A 17,715-nucleotide genomic window follows, 5' to 3' on the forward strand; every position below is an offset into this window, starting at 1 on the left:
GGGGCAGAGCTTTCAATAGGCGGGGTGGCTGAAACGGGCCTGGCGCGCGTCCTTTGTCAGGTCGCGGAAATCTTTGCCGCTCACATGCACAAGCGTCTTGTGGTCGCCGCCCTCGAAATAGACTTCGGGAGCGTCGCCGAGGCTTTCGTCGAGGACCACCGGCACATCATAGGCAGCGCCGATCGGCGGCACGGCGCCGACGTCGCAATCGCCGAACAACGAGACCACCTCGTCTTCAGAGGCCAATCCAAGGGGCTTGTCCATGACATCCTGCAATGTCGCGAGTTCTATCCTGTGCGTGCTTGGAACCACGGCCAGCGCGTAGCCACGGTCGTGGTGAACGACAACCGATTTGGCCATTATGCTGCCAGGCACATGTGCCGCAATGGCGGATTGTCTGCTTGTCGCCGTGCGGTGATGCTCGACGGTGTCGTAGGAAATTCCTTTCCTATCGATGAAGTCCTTCAGTCTGTTTGCGATGGTCATCTTGGGCGCCCCTTGCTGGTGTTCGCGACGCATGTGGAAACGCCGGCATGGCCAGTCGTTTCCGATACCAACAGAAATGGACCAGCCGTGGATTGTTTCAAGGCGAAGGCTCCAGGACCGGACGGCCTGGATCCGGATTGCATGTCAGGGCCCGGCCCCGAAAAACGCCATTCTGGTGAGAAGCGTGTAGTCCGCTTCGAAGACCATCATCGTCACGAACACCAGAACCAGCACCGGCGGCAGGATGATCGCATATGTCAGCGCCAGCCGTTCCCAGGCCATGTGCATGAAGATGGCGACGATCAGCCCGGCCTTGAGGATCATGAAGATCAGGATCAGCGACCATCTGAGATAGCCGTGGAGGCCGAAATAGTCGACCAGATAGGAGCAGGTGCTGAGGATGAACAACCACGCCCAGACCACCAAATAGAGCTTGATCGGGTGCTCCTGATGAACCTCCGCCGGGGTAACGCCGGTCGTCGTCGCATCATGGGTATGGGCGCGGTCCAGCGCATGCTGTCCCAGGCCGTTTGCGGTTGCTTCAGCCATGTCCTGCCTCTCACCAAAGATAGAAAAATGCGAAAATGAACACCCAGACCAGGTCGACGAAATGCCAGTAAAGCCCCATGATTTCGACGTTCTCGTAGCGGCCCCTCCGGCTGGTGAAGAAGCCGGGCCGTCCGACGTCGTAGTCCCCGCGCCAGACCTTTCGCGCCACGATGATCAGGAAGATCACCCCGATCGTCACATGCGTGCCGTGGAAGCCGGTAATCATGAAAAAGGATGCGCCGAACTGTGCAGCGCCCCATGGATTGCCCCAAGGCCGGACGCCTTCGGTGATCAGCTTGGTCCATTCGAAGGCTTGCATGCCGACGAAGGTCGCGCCGAGTGCTGCGGTCAAAAGCATCAGGACTGCAGTCTTGCGGCGGTCGCGGCGATAGCCGAAATTGACCGCCATGGCCATCGTTCCGCTGCTTGAGATCAGCACGAAGGTCATTATGGCGATAAGGATCAACGGAATGTCGGAGCCGCCGATGCGCAGGGCAAAGACCTCGCTCGGATTGGGCCACGGCACGCGTGTTGAGATACGCGCGGTCATGTAGGAGAGCAGGAAGCAGCCGAAGATGAACGTGTCGCTGAGCAGGAAGATCCACATCATGGCCTTGCCCCAGGACACGTTTTTGAACGCCCGCTGATCCGAGGACCAGTCGGCGGCGATGCCTTGCCAGCCTGGGGGGCGCGGCCCCGTTCGGCCGATGTGGGTCAGTGTCGTCTCTGCCATCCGCCCGTTCCTCCTAGGTCAGCAACCCTCGGCAAATGTCGATTAAAGTCGAAGCCCAGCCGGCCAGAAGAGCAAAGATGGCGAGCCAGACGAAAAGCAGGAAATGCCAGTACATGGCGCACAGCTCGACACTGAGGCGAAGCCGGTGCGGCGGCGCTCCGTTCCAGGCGCCGACGCTCGTTCTGCCCAACCCGACCAGCCCCCCCAGTATATGCAGGCCATGCATTCCCGTTAGCAGGTAGAAGAAGCTGTTGGCCGGATTGGACGCCAGAAAATAGCCGTCCGCACTCAGTTCCCGCCATGCCACAAGCTGTCCGATCAGGAAGACGAGCGCTGTGAGCCCAGCGGTGGCGAGGCCGAGCCTGACCATGTCCACTTGACCCTTGCGCGCCGCGAGCGAAGCGCACTGTATCGCAATGCTGCTCAAGACCAGTACGCCGGTGTTAAGCCAGAGCAGGTGCGGGATGGGCAGCGGCCGCCAATCCGACAGCGCCATGCGCATGAAGTAAGCACTGGTGAACAGCGCGAACAGGCAGCCGACGACGGCAAGGAAGACGCCGAGACCGATCTTTGCGGTCGGCAGCGCCGATCGGTCCAGGGCGACAAAATCCCCGATCATACCTTGCTCGAGCCACGGCTTCGTCATTAGCCGCTGATGGGAAAGCCACCACCCAGCAATACCGGCGATCACGAGCAGGAAAACCAGGATTACGCTCATGCCGGCTCCCTGGAGGGCGCGAAGGAGCCCGGAACGTTTTGCGGTATGAAGTCCTCCTTGGCTCCCGGCACGCTGTAGTCATAGGCCCAGCGATAGACGATCGGCAGATCCTTGCCGAAATTGCCGTGGGCGGGCGGTGTTTCGGGCGTCTGCCACTCAAGCGTCGTTGCCCGCCACGGATTGCCGCCAGCCTCACGGCCATGGCGGATGCTCCAGATGAGATTGAACAGAAACACAATCTGGGCAAAACCGACGATAAAAGCCATGATGCTGATGAACGAGTTCAGGTGGTGGGCCGATTCCGTCATCACCGTCATGTCGGTCAATTCGTTGTAGCGCCGCGGCACGCCCATCAAGCCGAGATAGTGCATGGGAAAGAAGATCAGATAGGCGCCGAGGAAGGTGACCCAGAAATGGAACCGGCCCAGTGTCTCGTTCAGCATCCGACCGGTGACCTTCGGATACCAGTGATAGATCGCGCCGAAAATCACGATGATCGGGGCGACCCCCATGACCATATGGAAATGGGCGACGACGAACATTGTGTCCGACAGCGGAACGTCGACGACGACATTGCCGAGGAATAGCCCGGTCAACCCGCCATTGACGAAGGTGACGATGAAGGCCAGGGCAAAAAGCATCGGTATGGTGAGATGGATGTCGCCGCGCCACAGCGTCAGTACCCAGTTGTAGACCTTGATGGCTGTTGGAACTGCGATGATCAATGTCGTGGTGGCGAAGAAAAAGCCGAAATAGGGATGCATGCCGCTGACATACATATGGTGCGCCCAGACCACGAAACTCAGCGCGCCGATGCCGACGATGGCCCAGACCATCATGCGGTAGCCGAAGATGTTCTTGCGCGCATGGGTGCTGATCAGGTCGGACACGATGCCGAAGGCCGGAAGCGCAACGATGTAGACCTCGGGATGGCCGAAGAACCAGAACAGATGCTGGAACAGGATCGGGCTGCCGCCGCCATGCTGCAACTGTTCGCCCATCTCGACGATCGCCGGCATGAAGAAGCTGGTGCCGAGCGCCCGGTCGAGCAGCATCATCACGCAGGCGACGAACAGCGCCGGGAAGGCGAGCAGAGCCATGACCGTGGCGGTGAAAATACCCCAGACGGTGAGCGGAAGGCGCATCAGCGTCATGCCGCGCGTGCGGCCCTGCAGCACCGTCACGACATAGTTCAAGCCGCCCATGGTAAAGCCGACGATGAACAGGATCAGCGAGACGAGCATCAGGATGATGCCCCAGTCCTGGCCGCCTGGCGTACCGGTCATGATCGCCTGCGGCGGATAGAGCGTCCAGCCGGCACCCGTCGGTCCGCCGGGCGCAAAGAAGCTCGACACCAGGACCAGCACGGCGAGCAGATAGATCCAGTAGCTCAGCATGTTGACATAGGGAAAGACCATGTCGCGAGCGCCAACCATCAGCGGGATCAGATAGTTGCCAAAGCCGCCCAGGAAGAGTGCGGTGAGCAGGTAGATCACCATGATCATGCCGTGCATGGTGATGAACTGGTAGTAGGCTTCCGGAGTGATGAAGTCGAACGTGCCGGGGAAGCCGAGCTGCAGCCGCATCAGCCAGGACAACACCAGCGCCACCATGCCGATCGCCGTCGCCGTCGCCGAATATTGGATGGCGATGACCTTGGCATCCTGCGAGAAGACATATTTCGTCCACCAGCTGTGCGGATGGTAAAGTTCCATTTCCGCGACTTCGGCCGGCGGTACCGCATCTGCAGGTGTGATATCGACCATAGGAACACCTCCGTGCCCTTTTCGGCCAGCCCGACAGTTCGGGCTTGCCGCACTATTTTCAATCCCGACGGCGCGCCGTCGTTCCGGTTTCCTACTCTGCCGAGCCCATCTGCTGGGGCGCGGACAGCTGCGCAAAAGTCTGCTGCTGGCCAAGCCACGCCAGATAGTCTTCCTGAGTATCGACCATGACCACGCCATGCATCATCGGATGTCCCTGGCCGCAGAGTTCGGCACACAGGACCTGGAAGGTTCCGGTCTTGGTCGGAGTGAACCAGAAATAGGTGACCGAGCCCGGGATCATGTCCATCTTGGCGCGGAATTCCGGCACGTAGAAATCGTGCAGCACATCGATCGAGCGGAGCAGCATCTTGACCGGTTTGCCAACCGGGAGGTGCAGGTCGGCCGCTTCCACTACGACATCGTCCTGGCCGTTGGCATCGGCGGCGATCACGCCGAGTGGATTTTCAGCGTTGACGTCGCGGGTGTCCGATGTGCCGAGCTTGCCGTCCTTGCCGGGGAGGCGGAAACTCCATTGCCACTGCTGGCCGACGACTTCGACCTCCGTTGCGTCGCTTGGAACGGTAACGAACCGGCTCCAGACGAACAGGCCGGGAACCAGCAAAGCCGTGACGCCAACCGCGGTGACGACCGTCAGCCAGGATTCGAGCCGCCTGTTCTCAGGTTCATATGCCGCCTGATTGCCTTCCCGATGACGGAAGCGGAAGACGCAATAGGCCATGAAAAGAACCACGGCGGCGAAGACGACGCCGGTGATCCAGAAAGTTATAATGATGGTGTTGTCGATATAGTCCCAGTTTGAGGCAATCGGCGTCCACCACCATGGGCTCAGGAAGTGGAACAACACCGAGCCCACGACTATCAGAACGAGTACAAGCGCAACGGCCATGTCCCGGTTCCTCCCGGTATTCCAAGCGGCGCAAAGCCGTCCCGGGAAATACCAAGTGCATCATAACTTGATTTGCGATGAAAATTCTAGAGCCGGCTGTGGGAAGGGCAAAAATACCATTTCTCTGTGCTGGCGGTCCTTCGCATCGGATGAATGGGATGTCCCGCAATCCTGGCCGTCGAACGCGGATTGTCACCGACCATAATGCGCCATCCTTCTCGGGACTCGTCCAAACAAACTGCCATCCGGCCTCCGGCGGCTGTTGCCGAGAGGCCGGCAGACGACCCATCGATCCGTCAGGCCTAAAAAGGGCGCCGGGTGGCTGCGCCTGCTAGGCGGCGGACTGGGTCGGAGGGTTCTGGTACATCATCCAGAGCTCGATCGCGGCCAGGACGGCGACCAGAATGCCGATCACGACATGCACGGTCATCGCCGTTGTCGCCTGGAATCCAAGCACCCAGGGAGACACGAGGACCCACAGTCCGACGACCAGATTCACCCACTCTTCCCACACGGCAAATGCCGCGAGGGCGGCAATCGAAAGCACGACGATCAAGATTCCGCTGCCGAGGGCGTTCTGCGTCTGCGGGCCTGCCGCAAAGGCGAAGATCCAGGGAGAAAAGAACAGAATTGCCCCAAGGATCAGGTTGGCTACGTCACAGAGCCTGGCGTTTGTCCACTGGTTCATGGCATCCTCCATAGGGAGCGTTTATGGCTCCCGAGTTCGGCAAGGTGGTGCCTGAGTTCGGCGCGATACGCCCGAAGCCGCTCACTCCGTGTCACGGCAGTGCCCTTGCCCGGCCGGAGTTGCGCATCTGGCGAACTCCAGTCAAATCCGGCTATCTAACTGATTTCCGGGCTTTATGTTCCATTGGGCACCGACACGCCTGGATCAATTGATGGTGATCGAGCAAATCCAAAGCTGCCTGGTCAGGGGCGGCGGGGCGGCGGCGCGTAGCTCATTCTGTCTTTTTATCGAGCCGGTGAAACATTTCTCGGCGATCGCAGTTCTTGGATCCAGAGGAATTGAATAAGGGCAACCTAATTGCGCGGGAGGAGCACGGACGGCACAACTATAAATACGCTCTGCATAGAATACTTTGCAACGGGAAGCTCTCGCTTGTCTTGGTTGCCGCCGAAGCTTGTTTGAAAGACGGCGGTTGCCGCCGAAAAGATTTTCTAAATGAAAATAGCCCAGATCGCGCCGCTAACCGAATCCGTGCCGCCCCGAACCTACGGTGGAACCGAGCGAATTGTGTCGTATCTGACCGAAGAACTTGTCCGACAGGGCCACGAGGTGACGCTGTTCGCCAGCGGCGATTCTCGTACCTCAGCCGAGCTGGTGCCGTGTTGCGAGGTCGCGTTGCGCCTGAATCCCAGGGTTCTGGACGGTGTTCCGCACCATGTCATGATGCTTGAACGGGTGCGCCGGCGAGCCGATGAATTCGAAGTTTTGCATTTCCACGTCGATGTTCTGCACTTCCCCATAATTCGGGATTTTGCCAGACGAACGGTTACCACGCTTCACGGCAGGCTCGACCTGCCCGATGTGGCGCAGCTTTATGCGATGTTCGACGACGTTCCCCTGGTCTCGATTTCCTTCGACCAGCGCCGGCCCATGCCGCCCGTCAATTGGGTTGGAACCGTGCATCACGGCCTGCCCCGCGATCTTTTGCCATTCCACCCGAACACCTCTGGCTATCTTGCATTTCTCGGTCGTATCTCGCCGGAAAAGGGGCCGGAAACGGCCATAGAAATAGCAGCGCGAGCCGGGTTTCCCCTGAAGATCGCCGCCAAGATCGACAAGGTGGACCAGTCGTTCTGGAAGGAAAGGGTCGAGCCGCAAGTGCTGCGGCATTCGAACGTGGAGTTCATTGGCGAGATCGATGAGCGGCAAAAGGCGGATTTTCTGGGCAATGCGAAAGCGCTTTTGTTCCCGATCGACTGGCCGGAACCCTTCGGGCTCGTAACGATCGAAGCAATGGCCTGTGGTACGCCGGTGATTGCGTTCCGGCGTGGCGCCGTCCCGGAGATCATCGATCACGGTGTGTCCGGATGGATCGTGGATACGGTGGAGGAAGCTGTGGGCGCGCTCCGGCGGATAGACAGCCTCGAGCGCGCACGAGTGCGGCAGACGTTCGAGAAGCGGTTCACGGTCGAGCGCATGTGCAGCGATTATGTGGCACTCTACCGAGCACTCACGAGCGGCACAGCAGACGCAGTTGACCCCGCAAACGAGCTCTCCAGAAACATCGCGATGGTGGCCGCGGGGGCTGAGGAACCGACTAATCCACATGCAGACCACGACGGCGGCGTCAGGGAGCGCCTGCGGGGTCTTGTCGCCGGGCGCGGCGATTGCGCCAGAAGCCTTTGATCAGCAGCAAGCCTTCCTGGGCCATGGCTTTTGCGAGCGCTGGCGCACTGCCGCCCGGTCCGGATTGACGCGCGATACTTTCGCTGCAAAGGTACTTTAACGACTTGTTTACCATGCGTCAGTCAGGGGTAGGGGGAATTTGGAACGGTTTCTGGGCGCGAACCGCCTTAATTGGGATGATCGGGCCGAACTGCACTCGACCGACACAACGGGCAGCTACCACATCGAGAATGTGCTGGCCGGCGGATCCAATCTCTATGAGCTGGAAACGCGCGAGCTCGGCGATATCGCCGGCAAGGATATCGTCCACCTGCAGTGTCACATCGGTCTTGACACGATCAGCCTTAAGAATCTCGGCGCGGGCAGTGTGACCGGGCTCGACTTTTCACCGACCGCGATCGCCGCGGCGCGGGATTTTGCTGCGAAGGCAGGCACCGACGTGCGCTTCGTGGAAGCGCCACTGTTCGAGGCGGTGGAAGCGCTCGGTCGGACCTTTGACATCGCTTACGTTACTTGGGGTTCGGTAAACTGGCTGGACGACGTGTTCCGTTGGGCGCGGGTGGTTGCCGATCTCCTGCGACCCGGCGGCCGCCTCTACATGGCCGAGGGCCATCCATTGATGTTTCAGTGCGATCGAAAGGCCGCGGCCCTGGAATTGAAGCACGACTGGCGAACGCCGATAGCTCGGCCGCTCGCCTGGAACGAGGAACTGACCTACACCGGCGATGACCGCATCTTGAAGCATCCTCGCTATTATGAGTGGATCCACCCGATCAGTGACGTGGTGAATGCGCTGATTTCAGCGGGTCTGACGCTCGATTTTCTCAATGAGCATGACACGGTTTCGTGGCAGCACTTTTCATTTGCAGTGCGGGCCGGCAAGGATATGTACGGCCTGCCCGAGAACTCTCCCAAGATACCGATGGCCTATTCCATTGGCGCGACGAAGCGCAGCGTCGGCAAGATACCATACCTTGTGTCTCCCAAGGCGATTGAGGGCCACTAGTCCAGGCCAACACTCTTGAGTACTCGGGTCGGAGCGTCGAAGTGTGCAATCGCGCTCGCGCTCCTCGATCTTCCGAGCAAGCCTGGTCTAGCTGGCCTCTCTGTCGGTCCGCTTCCACAGACGAACGCCATGAGATGAGCAGGGAACGGCGGCCGGCCGCCGTTTCCCGCTCGCATCAGATCTCCTCGCGAATGGTCAGCAGACGCTGGATCCCCGGCGCCAGCGCATCGCAATCAGTGGGACGATGGCAGTGGAAATCGGCAGCTGGCTCCAGCCGCTCGGGCCTGCAACATCAGCAACGGTCGGAAAGTGCAAAAGCTCTAAGGAGCGTGAAGGTCAAATTAAACATTGAAAGCTAATGTTCCTCATCGGGTCGACCCGGGAACCTGAAATGGCACTTGAGGAATCGCCTATTGGCTTTTTTCCGCGCTAGGTTCGGCGGCATCAAGGAGGTCGTCTTTTCGTCGGCAAATATTCCGGCGGCGATCGCGCTTGTCGTCATACTTATCAGCGCAGCGTTCGCGGAGCACCAGAACAAAGTCGTCTCGGACCAGGCCGTCCGTGCGGACGTGCTGACCAAGGTCAATCTCATCCGTGCCAAGCTCGAAGGCAATATCAACGGAAACCTTCAACTCGTGCGTGGATTGGTCGCCGCGGTCGTGACCGAGCCCTATATGGGACAGCAACGCTTCGCCTCGCTGGCGAGCAATCTGTTTGGCGCCGACTCGCAATTGAACAATATTGCCGGCGCGCCCGATCTGGTCGTTTCCCTGATGTACCCGATGGAGGGTAACGAGCAGGCGATGGGCCTGGACTACCGCAAGAACGAGCGGCAACGTGCGGCTGCGCTAAGGGCGCGAGACGAACGCAAGCTGGTGCTTGCCGGTCCCGTCGAGCTGAAGCAGGGAGGACAAGGCTTCATTGGCCGCTTTCCGGTTTTCGTGCCGAGCGCGGGCAACACGGAAAGGTTCTGGGGCATTATTTCCGCCGTTGTCGACGTGCAGCGCCTTTACAGAGCGAGCGGCATGCTTGACGACGATCTCGGGATCGACGTCGCGCTGATCGGCAGGGACGCCCTCGGTCACCGTGGTGGTCAATTCTACGGCAATGAGGAGATCAGCAAAAGCGATCCGGTGACGGCTGACGTTTTGCTTCCTTCAGGCTCGTGGCAGCTCGCTGCCATTCCCAAGAACGGCTGGCCTTCGACGCCAAGTAATGCATGGTTGCTGCGCGCGATCATGGCGACGGCCGGGGCCTTGGTTGTGTTCCCCTTCCTGGTCACGGGTCGTCTGATAGGCGAAAGACAGCGCAATTATGCGGAATTGCGCCGATTGTCACGACGCCTTGAACTCGCTCTGGAAGCCTCGGCTATTGGGGTTTGGGAACACGATCTCGCGACCAACGAGCTTACATGGGATGAACGCGTCAATGAAATATATGGCAAACCAGCGGGGGAGCACCGGGGTTACACAGACTGGGCGGGAGCGATCCATCCAGATGATCTGGCTGGCGCCAATGCAGATTTCGATAGGGCGGTGGCCAGCGGACGACCATATTTGTCGGAGTACCGGATTGTGCGCCCGAATGGCGAAGTCCGTCATGTCCGCTCCAAGGCGATCCTTTACCGGGCCGCAAACGACACCCCAAAAATGATCGGCGCGGAATGGGACGTGACTGCCGACGTCCTGCTGAACAAGGATCTGGTTCGCGCAAAACAGCTGTCCGAGTCGAAAAATGCAGAACTCGAGTCGGCCAAGGCGCGCATAGAGCACATCGCGCTTCATGACTCGCTGACCGGCTTGCCCAACCGACGCTACCTCGACCAGGTACTGGAAGACTACGCGGCAAACGCCAGGCGCTCCGGCGGGCGTGCGGCACTGCTTCACATCGATCTGGATCGGTTCAAGCACATCAACGATACGCTGGGCCACGCCGCCGGTGACGCGATGTTGGTTCACGCGTCGACAGTCCTCAGATCGAAGGTCGGCGACGAAGGATTCGTCGCCCGCATCGGAGGAGACGAATTCATCGTTCTGTGCGTGGTACGCGACGATACCAAGCAACTGGCGCTGCTTGCCGATCGGGTCATCAGCCAGATGCGCGAACCCGTCTACTATCAGGGCCATCGATGCCGTTTTGGCGTCAGCGTGGGTATAGCTGTCGACAACGGAAAAGATGTCGAAGCAAAACACCTGCTGGTGAACGCCGATATTGCGCTTTACCGAGCAAAGAGGCGTGGGCGCAATCGATACGAATTCTTCACCGACGCGATGCAAAGCGAAATCGTCGATACAAAGCGGATTGCCGACGAAATTCTCGGCGGCCTCGAGCGCAACGAGTTCATCCCGTTCTACCAGCCCCAATTTGACGCAAAGACGCTCGAAATCGTTGGGGTTGAGGCGCTGGCGAGGTGGCGACATCCAGTAAAGGGTATTTTGGCGCCCGACGTCTTCCTGAGGATTGCAGAAGAACTGAACGTCGTCTCGATCATCGATCAAGCCATATTGAAGCAATCGCTTTCGGATTTCGAAGAGTGGTCCGCTGCAAAACTTAACATTCCACGGGTGTCGGTCAATGTCTCGGCGAGGCGCCTTCAAGACGAAGAGCTCATCAAGAGCCTGCGAGAACAAAATATCAAGAAAGGAACAGTTTCGTTTGAGCTCGTTGAGTCGATTTTCCTGGACGAGAACGACGATCTTGTCACCTGGAACATCGAGCAGATAAAAGAACTGGGGATTGACGTCGAAATAGACGATTTTGGTACCGGCTACGCTTCGATGGTCAGTTTGCTGAAGTTGCAGCCTCGCCGGCTGAAGATAGATCGGCAGCTGGTTACCCCAATCGTCAAATCGCCGCAGAGAAGGCAGGTTGTCTCGTCGATCATTGAAATCGGCAAGTCGCTGGGTATCGAGGTTGTCGCGGAAGGCGTCGAGACGATGCAGCATGCACGGATACTCAAGGGCCTGGGCTGCGACATATTGCAGGGTTATGCCTTCGGCCACGCGTTTGATTCCGAGGGACTTAAGACCTTTGTCCGAACGCGGCGCCTGCGCACGGCCAGCTGAGCCTCGGCGCCGGAGTTTATCGACCCGACCTGCCTTGAGCCTCACGGTACATCCGCGCAACAAAGCTCAAAACAACAAACCTCAAATCAGCAGCAGCGACGCAAGGTACATGGTCCGTCAAATTTCGGGCCAAGACTCTATGTTGGCGTGCATCGGGCACTGGTCCCCGGGACACGCCGCAAATTCGCAGAGGCGACAAAAATGGCTGACCCCGTATGCATCCGTCGCTAGTGGGCGCATTAGCTTTTCGAGAAGGCCGGTGAGTTGTTTTTCTTCAGCCGCGGTGAGGACCCCAAGATAGTCGTTGACCGCCGCGCAACGTGCGACAAGAGCGGGCAATACGGCTTCGCGGCCGGCCGGAGTGACGTGGAGGTGCGTAGCACGCTTGTCTTCACCCTTGCGAGCTTCGACGAAACCCTGAGCCTCAAGCTTGTCGACCAGACGCACCGTCGCAGTGTGCGAGAGGTTTAGCGCCCGCGCGAGCTGCGCGTTGGTGATGCCCTCCCAAAAGCCCATGATGTTGAGCGCAGCTGAGGCAGAGTCGGTTTGGTTGGGGTGACTTTTGAGGGTCGCGTCCACGCGTTCAGCGATTTCGCCAGCGAAGGCGGCAAGCATATTGGCGGTTCTCAAACGTGTCATGGCGGCAGTCTTTATCATGAGGGGTTGACGGCGCTAGCGATTATATGACTTATTATGTGCGTGTAGCACGCACTTATCAAGGAAAAAAGTCATGACAACTTTGCAGAAATGGACCCTGGTGGCAGGGCAGGTGGTAGCTCGATATAGCGTTGTCCTATTTTTCGCGTTGTTCGGAGTGGCGAAGTTCACTGCGGCCGAAGCGACGGCGATTCATCCGTTGCTTGTTCACAGCCCGTTCTTATTCTGGCTCCCCGGACTGCTTAATCAGCAGCTGTCCTCGGACCTCATCGGCGTTGTGGAGATCGCCTTGGCTCTCATGATGGCCTCGCGTCCCTTTACGCCATGGGTCTCGGCAATTGGCAGTTACGGCATCGCTGCCTCGCTGGTGGTCACGCTGAGTTTCCTCGTCACCACGCCGCAACTCGACCCGGCGCTTGGCGCCTTCATCGTCAAGGACCTGACCCTTCTCGGGGTTGCGCTTTGGTCCGCTGGTGAGGCCTTGGAGGCCACAAAGCCGCGCGTGTCTTCGCTTTGAATGATAGCGGCGTAAGCAGCCAGGCAATCCGTCAGCGGACTTCAACAATCGGGAGATGGCAATGGGCACATCCGACACCACCGGCCTGCACGCGGGCCGAGCCACGCATCGCGAATGGATCGGCCTCGCCATCATCGCGCTGCCCTGCATACTCTACGCGATGGATCTGACCGTGCTGAACCTGGCCGTGCCATCGCTAAGCGCCGACCTCAAGCCCACGGCCGCGCAACTGCTCTGGATCGTGGACATCTACGGCTTTCTGGCGGCCGGGTCGCTCCTCATCATGGGAGCTCTTGGCGATCGCATCGGCCGGCGGAAGCTGCTGCTGATTGGATCTACGTCTTTCGGGCTCCTGTCGCTGGTCGCAGCCTTTGCGCGCAGTGCCGAGATGCTCATCCTGGCTCGGGCGCTGCTCGGGATTGCTGGCGCAACGCTGGCGCCCTCGACGCTATCTCTCATCAGCAACATGTTCCGCTATGACCGTCAGCGGACCTTCGCTGTAAGCGTCTGGGTCGCGAGTTTCTCGTTTGGCGGCGCGATCGGCCCGGTCGTTGGTGGTCTGCTTCTATCACACTTCTGGTGGGGAGCCGTGTTTCTGGTGCCTCTCCCCATTACGGCGCTTCTGCTGATAGTCGGACCGGTATTGCTGCCCGAGCACAGGACCCCAAACGCCGGGCGACTTGATATCCTGAGTGCTGCCTTGTCTCTGGCAGCTGTGTTGCCGATCGTCTTCGGGATCAAGCTAGTTGCTGAGGGCGGCAGTGTCGTGTGGGCGGCATCCGCGGTCGCACTAGGCCTGTTGTTCGGAGTGGTGTTCGCAAGGCGGCAGATGAGCTTGCCCGATCCGCTGCTTGACTTGCGCCTGTTCAAGCGGCCGGCTGTGGTGGCGGCGCTCGGCATTAACGTCCTCGACTTCTTCGTTGGCTTCGGAATTCTCGTTCTTGTCGCCCAGTATCTCCAGTTGGTCTTGGGGCTAATCCCCCTGGAAGCGGGCCTCTGGAGCATCCCGGCCGGGCTCGGCTTCATCGTGGGATCATTGTTGACTTCGGCTGTGCTCAGGCTGATGCGGCCAGCTTATGTCCTCGGCTTCGGCCTGACGCTTGCTGCTGGCGGTCTTGCCCTGATGGCATACGCTGGGGAAATACACAGCTTGGTTCTGATTGTTCTGGGAAACGTGCTGTTCTCGATCGGCTCGGCTCCCGGCATTGCGATCGTCGCGGACCTCGTCGTAAGCGCGGCGCCCAAGGAGCGATCCGGCGCTGCCTCGGCCCTTTCCGAGACGGCCTCCGAGTTCGGTGGCGCGCTAGGCATCGCCTTGCTTGGCAGTCTTGCCACCCTCCTCTATCGCACTGCGCTCGGCGTCACCATGCCCGCGGGTATTCCCGCCAATACAATAGAGACCGCGCTACGCGGTATTGGGGCAGCGAGCAGCCTTGCGCCAAGTCTCGGCGACGGCAGCGCGTTATTGTTGGCAGCGCGAAGCGCGTACACGAGCGCGGGGACATCACGTTGATGACTGCCGCGGGGATTGTGCTGCTGACGGCAATTGTCGCGGTGACAATGCTTCGGGGGCTGAAGACGCAGGGATAACGCCTCGCCTGGCCAAGTGCAGTATCGTCGCCTGTCTTCATCGTGCGCGCGCGATCGCGGTGATGCAGGCATTCTCGATCAAATCAGCAGCAGGCCCTTCATGCTGGAGTGGCCTTTCCTGCCGATGATGATGTGGTCGTGAACGGCAATGCCCAGCGGTTTGGCCGTCTCGATGATCAGCTTGGTCATCTCGATGTCGGCGCGCGACGGCGTCGGGTCTCCCGACGGATGGTTGTGCATCACCCGTCGCGACTCAGTATCTGATTGATATTACATGATAAAAAGACGAGACAGACGTTTACTGAGGGCGGGTTCTGGGGTGCGTAGGTGAACTTTATTCGACCAGGTTCACGATTGCTCATGTTCCTTCCCGTTGAGTCGATTTGTCGCACGGCACCTAACGGTTTGCTGACTTGCCCATTCGTTGAGGTCGGCCACGGGATAGACAATCGACTTTCCAATCTTCACGAAAGCTGGCCCGACGCGCAATGCTCGCCAGTTGGCCAATGTCCCGGTCGAGATTGCGCCGCGAAAACGTTCGGTCACTTCCTCCGGCGTCAGATACAGTGGTTCCATCATCTTGCATCTCAAACCAAGTCTCAGTCGGGATGATCGGTCCGCCATAGTGAAGACGGAGACGACCTCCCGGCGCTTGGGGTCGACAAGGCGATCTTCATTGAGAACATCTGTCGATACCGGCGCGTCACGCACCTCTAAGGTGACTTCGCTCAAGACTGAAAGCGGGTTCTGACCACGGTAGGACCATCTCGGGCTGCCGGCTAGAAAAAGGCCGGAGGGCAGGCGCGCCCCTTTTGGCGGTCGTGGCGGTCTGGGACGCCGCGCCCTTTGCTGTCCCCCTAAGGAGGACTACTCCTATTCTGGCCTGGTCCGTTTGATTGGGAGTCTTGATGATAGGGTTGTGGTACCGACTATGGCGGTGGCTTCTGGAGTTGGTGAGGGTTAAATCATCGAACCGCGTTGAGGAACAGAGGAGGATCGCTTGCTTGGGTTGGGGGGTAGTCGGTTTCCAAGAAACTTGCCATTGTCTGGCGAATGGGAACAGGAAGGCCCGATACTGCCAACCGAGTTTGCGCGTGAGTCAGGTCGAAAGCGCATAACTCTCGTGATCGCCGTCGTTCTGGAGACGGTGACATCCTTAACCTACCGCTCCGCGCCGGCGACCGTCGGCGCTCTAAGGAAGAACCGCGTATAAGCCGCAGTCCTGCGCGCGTCCGCAACAGCGCACGATTGTCGCGCGTAGGACGGAGGAAATTCGCCTTCGCCGCGGACGGTGAACGGGACAACCGCAGGAGCGTCAGCATAGCGCCTGCCGCAAGGACGGGACGCGGGACCGACTGTCCCCGTCCGCCGTGGTCCGAATGCTGCCTGCGGTCGGCAGGCATCTATCCACGGGGCGGCTTTCCGGTCCGCCGGGGCCACGTCCCCGCAGACTACGAATCTGGGGGTGGGGAGTTCGAACCTCTCCGGGCGCGCCATATCTTTCAATAATTTAGGAGGGCGGCGAAAACGCCTAAACCTCGAGCAGCTACCATTTAGCAACCTCGTCGCAAACACGACTAGGTTTGCAGTCTCTCAGACATCCGCCTATGAACGCTCTCACGGCGCAACAGAGTTCGCCCTGCGGAGTCGTCATATTGCCCGGTGGGAGGCCGACCATTTCGAAATTGAGGATGCCCAAGTCAAGCAAGCCTGACTTGGTTGGTATGGTTCCGAGGGACGTGCTTCACCGGGTAGTGCCTTCCGAGAACCCATTTGTTACCAACGCGAACGAAATGATCGGGCGCCTGAATACGTTGGGAAGGAAGTTGCCTAAAGCATACGGGTGGAGGTTCCGCACAGCCGACGCATTCAACGCCGAAATAGCGGAGGTAGCAGAATCGGCAACTGATTGTTTGCCGATCAACAATTTCTACTGGCGCGACCAACTTGGAAATTGGGAAGCGTACGCGATAATGAATGCGCTCCGGGTCATTGACTTGAGCCGGAGTTGCGTGTGGGCTCTCGGTCGTCAGGATGTTGTGTGTGCCAGCCTGCTATCCCGCTCAGCGTTGGAGACTGCGGTCGCTTTTGTCGACGCCTCCCGTACCGTCAATGCCACATTGCTTGGTACGGACAAAGAAGGCAAAATAGCTCCTATACTTAATCCGTCCATTAATTTACGCGACACGTGTGTCACGTGCGAGGAACTCGAACGGTATTCCCTGAAGACAGTTTTTTCTTCGCGCTTGCCGGAAGCCGACACAATTTACAATCCCACAAATATCGTCACGACAATCACGCGCATCTCTAAGAGCCCGGGTCAAGCATTTCTGGTTCCAACCTACGGTATGCTGTGCGAAGCAGCTCATCCTAACATGCTTGGCAGGGCACTTTACCTTCAAGGGTCGGAGCGCGGGCCTACGGAAGGAAATGAACTCAGGCTAATTGGTTTAGGCAACGGTCCTTCTTGGCCACTTCTTGCTGAATCAATCGTCGCGGCACTCTCATGGGCCTGCGCAGCTCAAGTCTCCGCTTTCGAGTTGATGGCGGAAACAGTCGGTACCATTTTCAGTCGAATAGGTGCGTTTGAGCGACTTTGATCAACTGGGTTCTTTGGTGGCGGGATTCGGCTTGCCACTTAGTGGGTTGATCGGGACAAAAGAGTCCGGGTTGGGATTCGGCGCGGCGCGGCGTCGTGCGAGTCTGCGGGATGTGCGTGCTGGCGTTGTCATCCATCTGAGCCCAACAGATCGTAGGCGACTGCGGTCGATCGTTGGCGACCGCAACAGCCTGCACAAGCATGTTTGGCGCGCTCGGATCGTGCTGGCCATGGCCGATGGCGTGGGCACAGTGGAGATCATGCGGACGGCGGGGGTCAGCAAGACCGCAGTGTGGCGCTGGCAGGCGCGGTTCATGGACGAAGGCGTCGAGGGCTTGGTGCGCGACAAGACCCGGCCGCCCGGCACGCCCCGCCTGCCGCTGGATGTGGCCGAGCGGGTCGTCGCCCTGACGCTCTGCGATCCGTCCGGCGAGACGACGCACTGGACCGGGCGGCTGATGGCCAAGGTGGCGGGCGTTGGTCTGACCTCGATTCAGCGCATTTGGAAAGCTCATGGCTTGGCGCCGCACCGCATCCGTGCCTTCAAGCTTTCCAACGATCCGAAGTTGGCCGCCAAGGTCCGCGACATCGTCGGTCTCTATGTCGATCCTCCCGCCGATGCCGTGAAAGGGCCAAGCAAAGGCTCGCTGAGGCCGAAAGGCGGCTTGCCGTCCTATCGCTCGCTCGAGGGCGGCACGTTTGCCTTCGCCGATCAGCTTGCCGCCAAGCGGCAGCAAGCTGGCTGAAA

General features: G+C 59.4%; 15 protein-coding genes and 2 pseudogenes. 7 read left to right on the forward strand and 10 right to left on the reverse strand.

Annotated elements, in window-relative coordinates; genetic code table 11:
* Positions 1-12: 12 nt before the first annotated feature.
* The 7 genes from NKI95_RS20910 to NKI95_RS20940 form a co-directional block, all read right to left on the reverse strand.
* Positions 13-486: an aminoacyl-tRNA deacylase gene (locus tag NKI95_RS20910; RefSeq protein WP_352466993.1), complete on the reverse strand. Its 474-nt coding sequence runs from the start codon at positions 484-486 to the stop codon at positions 13-15.
* A gap of 144 nt (positions 487-630) precedes the next feature.
* Positions 631-1,035: a cytochrome C oxidase subunit IV family protein gene (locus tag NKI95_RS20915; protein ID WP_352719178.1), complete on the reverse strand. Its 405-nt coding sequence runs from the start codon at positions 1,033-1,035 to the stop codon at positions 631-633.
* A gap of 10 nt (positions 1,036-1,045) precedes the next feature.
* A complete protein-coding gene (locus NKI95_RS20920; protein ID WP_352719179.1) occupies positions 1,046-1,768 on the reverse strand; it encodes a heme-copper oxidase subunit III family protein in 723 nt (240 codons plus the stop codon).
* A gap of 13 nt (positions 1,769-1,781) precedes the next feature.
* Positions 1,782-2,486: a cytochrome c oxidase subunit 3 gene (locus tag NKI95_RS20925; RefSeq protein ID WP_352719180.1), complete on the reverse strand. Its 705-nt coding sequence runs from the start codon at positions 2,484-2,486 to the stop codon at positions 1,782-1,784.
* Positions 2,483-4,252: a cytochrome c oxidase subunit I gene (gene ctaD, locus NKI95_RS20930; protein ID WP_352466989.1), complete on the reverse strand. Its 1,770-nt coding sequence runs from the start codon at positions 4,250-4,252 to the stop codon at positions 2,483-2,485. The genes NKI95_RS20925 and ctaD overlap by 4 nt, the downstream gene beginning before the upstream one ends.
* Positions 4,253-4,343: 91 nt before the next feature.
* Positions 4,344-5,159 (reverse strand): cytochrome c oxidase subunit II, encoded by an 816-nt coding sequence (gene coxB / locus NKI95_RS20935; protein ID WP_352719181.1) that lies wholly within the window; start codon positions 5,157-5,159, stop codon positions 4,344-4,346.
* Positions 5,160-5,490: 331 nt separating this feature from the next.
* Entirely contained in the window at positions 5,491-5,847 is a 357-nt protein-coding gene (locus NKI95_RS20940; RefSeq protein WP_051409696.1) for an SPW repeat protein, read from the reverse strand.
* Between the two features lie 495 nt (positions 5,848-6,342).
* Here NKI95_RS20940 and NKI95_RS20945 point away from each other — a divergent pair, with 495 nt between their 5' ends.
* From NKI95_RS20945 to NKI95_RS20955, 3 genes are all read left to right on the forward strand, one after another.
* A complete protein-coding gene (locus NKI95_RS20945; RefSeq protein WP_352719182.1) occupies positions 6,343-7,533 on the forward strand; it encodes a glycosyltransferase family 4 protein in 1,191 nt (396 codons plus the stop codon).
* A gap of 139 nt (positions 7,534-7,672) precedes the next feature.
* The gene (locus NKI95_RS20950; RefSeq protein WP_352719183.1) at positions 7,673-8,539 is read left to right on the forward strand and encodes a class I SAM-dependent methyltransferase; all 867 of its coding nucleotides are present in this window, start codon (positions 7,673-7,675) and stop codon (positions 8,537-8,539) included.
* A gap of 485 nt (positions 8,540-9,024) precedes the next feature.
* Positions 9,025-11,604, forward strand: coding sequence for a bifunctional diguanylate cyclase/phosphodiesterase (locus tag NKI95_RS20955; RefSeq protein WP_352719250.1), 2,580 nt, complete (start codon positions 9,025-9,027; stop codon positions 11,602-11,604).
* A 117-nt stretch (positions 11,605-11,721) separates the two neighbouring features.
* Here the strand turns inward: NKI95_RS20955 and NKI95_RS20960 are convergent, their stop codons facing one another.
* Complete coding sequence (locus NKI95_RS20960) at positions 11,722-12,243, reverse strand: MarR family winged helix-turn-helix transcriptional regulator (RefSeq protein WP_352667981.1); 522 nt, start codon at positions 12,241-12,243, stop codon at positions 11,722-11,724.
* Positions 12,244-12,334: 91 nt separating this feature from the next.
* Here NKI95_RS20960 and NKI95_RS20965 point away from each other — a divergent pair, with 91 nt between their 5' ends.
* On the forward strand, positions 12,335-12,778 hold the full coding sequence (locus NKI95_RS20965) for a DUF417 family protein (RefSeq protein ID WP_352719184.1): 444 nt from the start codon (positions 12,335-12,337) through the stop codon (positions 12,776-12,778).
* Between the two features lie 61 nt (positions 12,779-12,839).
* Positions 12,840-14,368: pseudogene (locus NKI95_RS20970) on the forward strand (MFS transporter).
* 78 nt (positions 14,369-14,446) lie between these two features.
* Here NKI95_RS20970 and NKI95_RS20975 read toward each other — a convergent pair.
* Together NKI95_RS20975 and NKI95_RS20980 are read right to left on the reverse strand one after the other, a co-directional pair.
* Positions 14,447-14,611 (reverse strand): annotated as a pseudogene (locus tag NKI95_RS20975) (JAB domain-containing protein); the annotation flags it as partial.
* A gap of 105 nt (positions 14,612-14,716) precedes the next feature.
* Positions 14,717-15,100, reverse strand: a complete 384-nt coding sequence (locus NKI95_RS20980) for a helix-turn-helix domain-containing protein (protein WP_352719186.1) — start codon at positions 15,098-15,100, stop codon at positions 14,717-14,719.
* A gap of 1,061 nt (positions 15,101-16,161) precedes the next feature.
* On the opposite strand from NKI95_RS20980, the gene NKI95_RS20985 reads away from it, so the two are divergent.
* Together NKI95_RS20985 and NKI95_RS20990 are read left to right on the forward strand one after the other, a co-directional pair.
* Positions 16,162-16,968 carry a hypothetical protein gene (locus tag NKI95_RS20985; RefSeq protein ID WP_352719187.1) on the forward strand — a complete coding sequence of 269 codons (807 nt, stop codon included), beginning with the start codon at positions 16,162-16,164 and terminating at the stop codon, positions 16,966-16,968.
* A gap of 112 nt (positions 16,969-17,080) precedes the next feature.
* Positions 17,081-17,713, forward strand: coding sequence for a helix-turn-helix domain-containing protein (locus tag NKI95_RS20990; protein WP_352719188.1), 633 nt, complete (start codon positions 17,081-17,083; stop codon positions 17,711-17,713).
* Positions 17,714-17,715 lie beyond the last annotated feature (2 nt).

The organism is Mesorhizobium sp. M0306, assembly GCF_040321655.1.
Classification (GTDB): Bacteria; Pseudomonadota; Alphaproteobacteria; order Rhizobiales; family Rhizobiaceae; genus Mesorhizobium.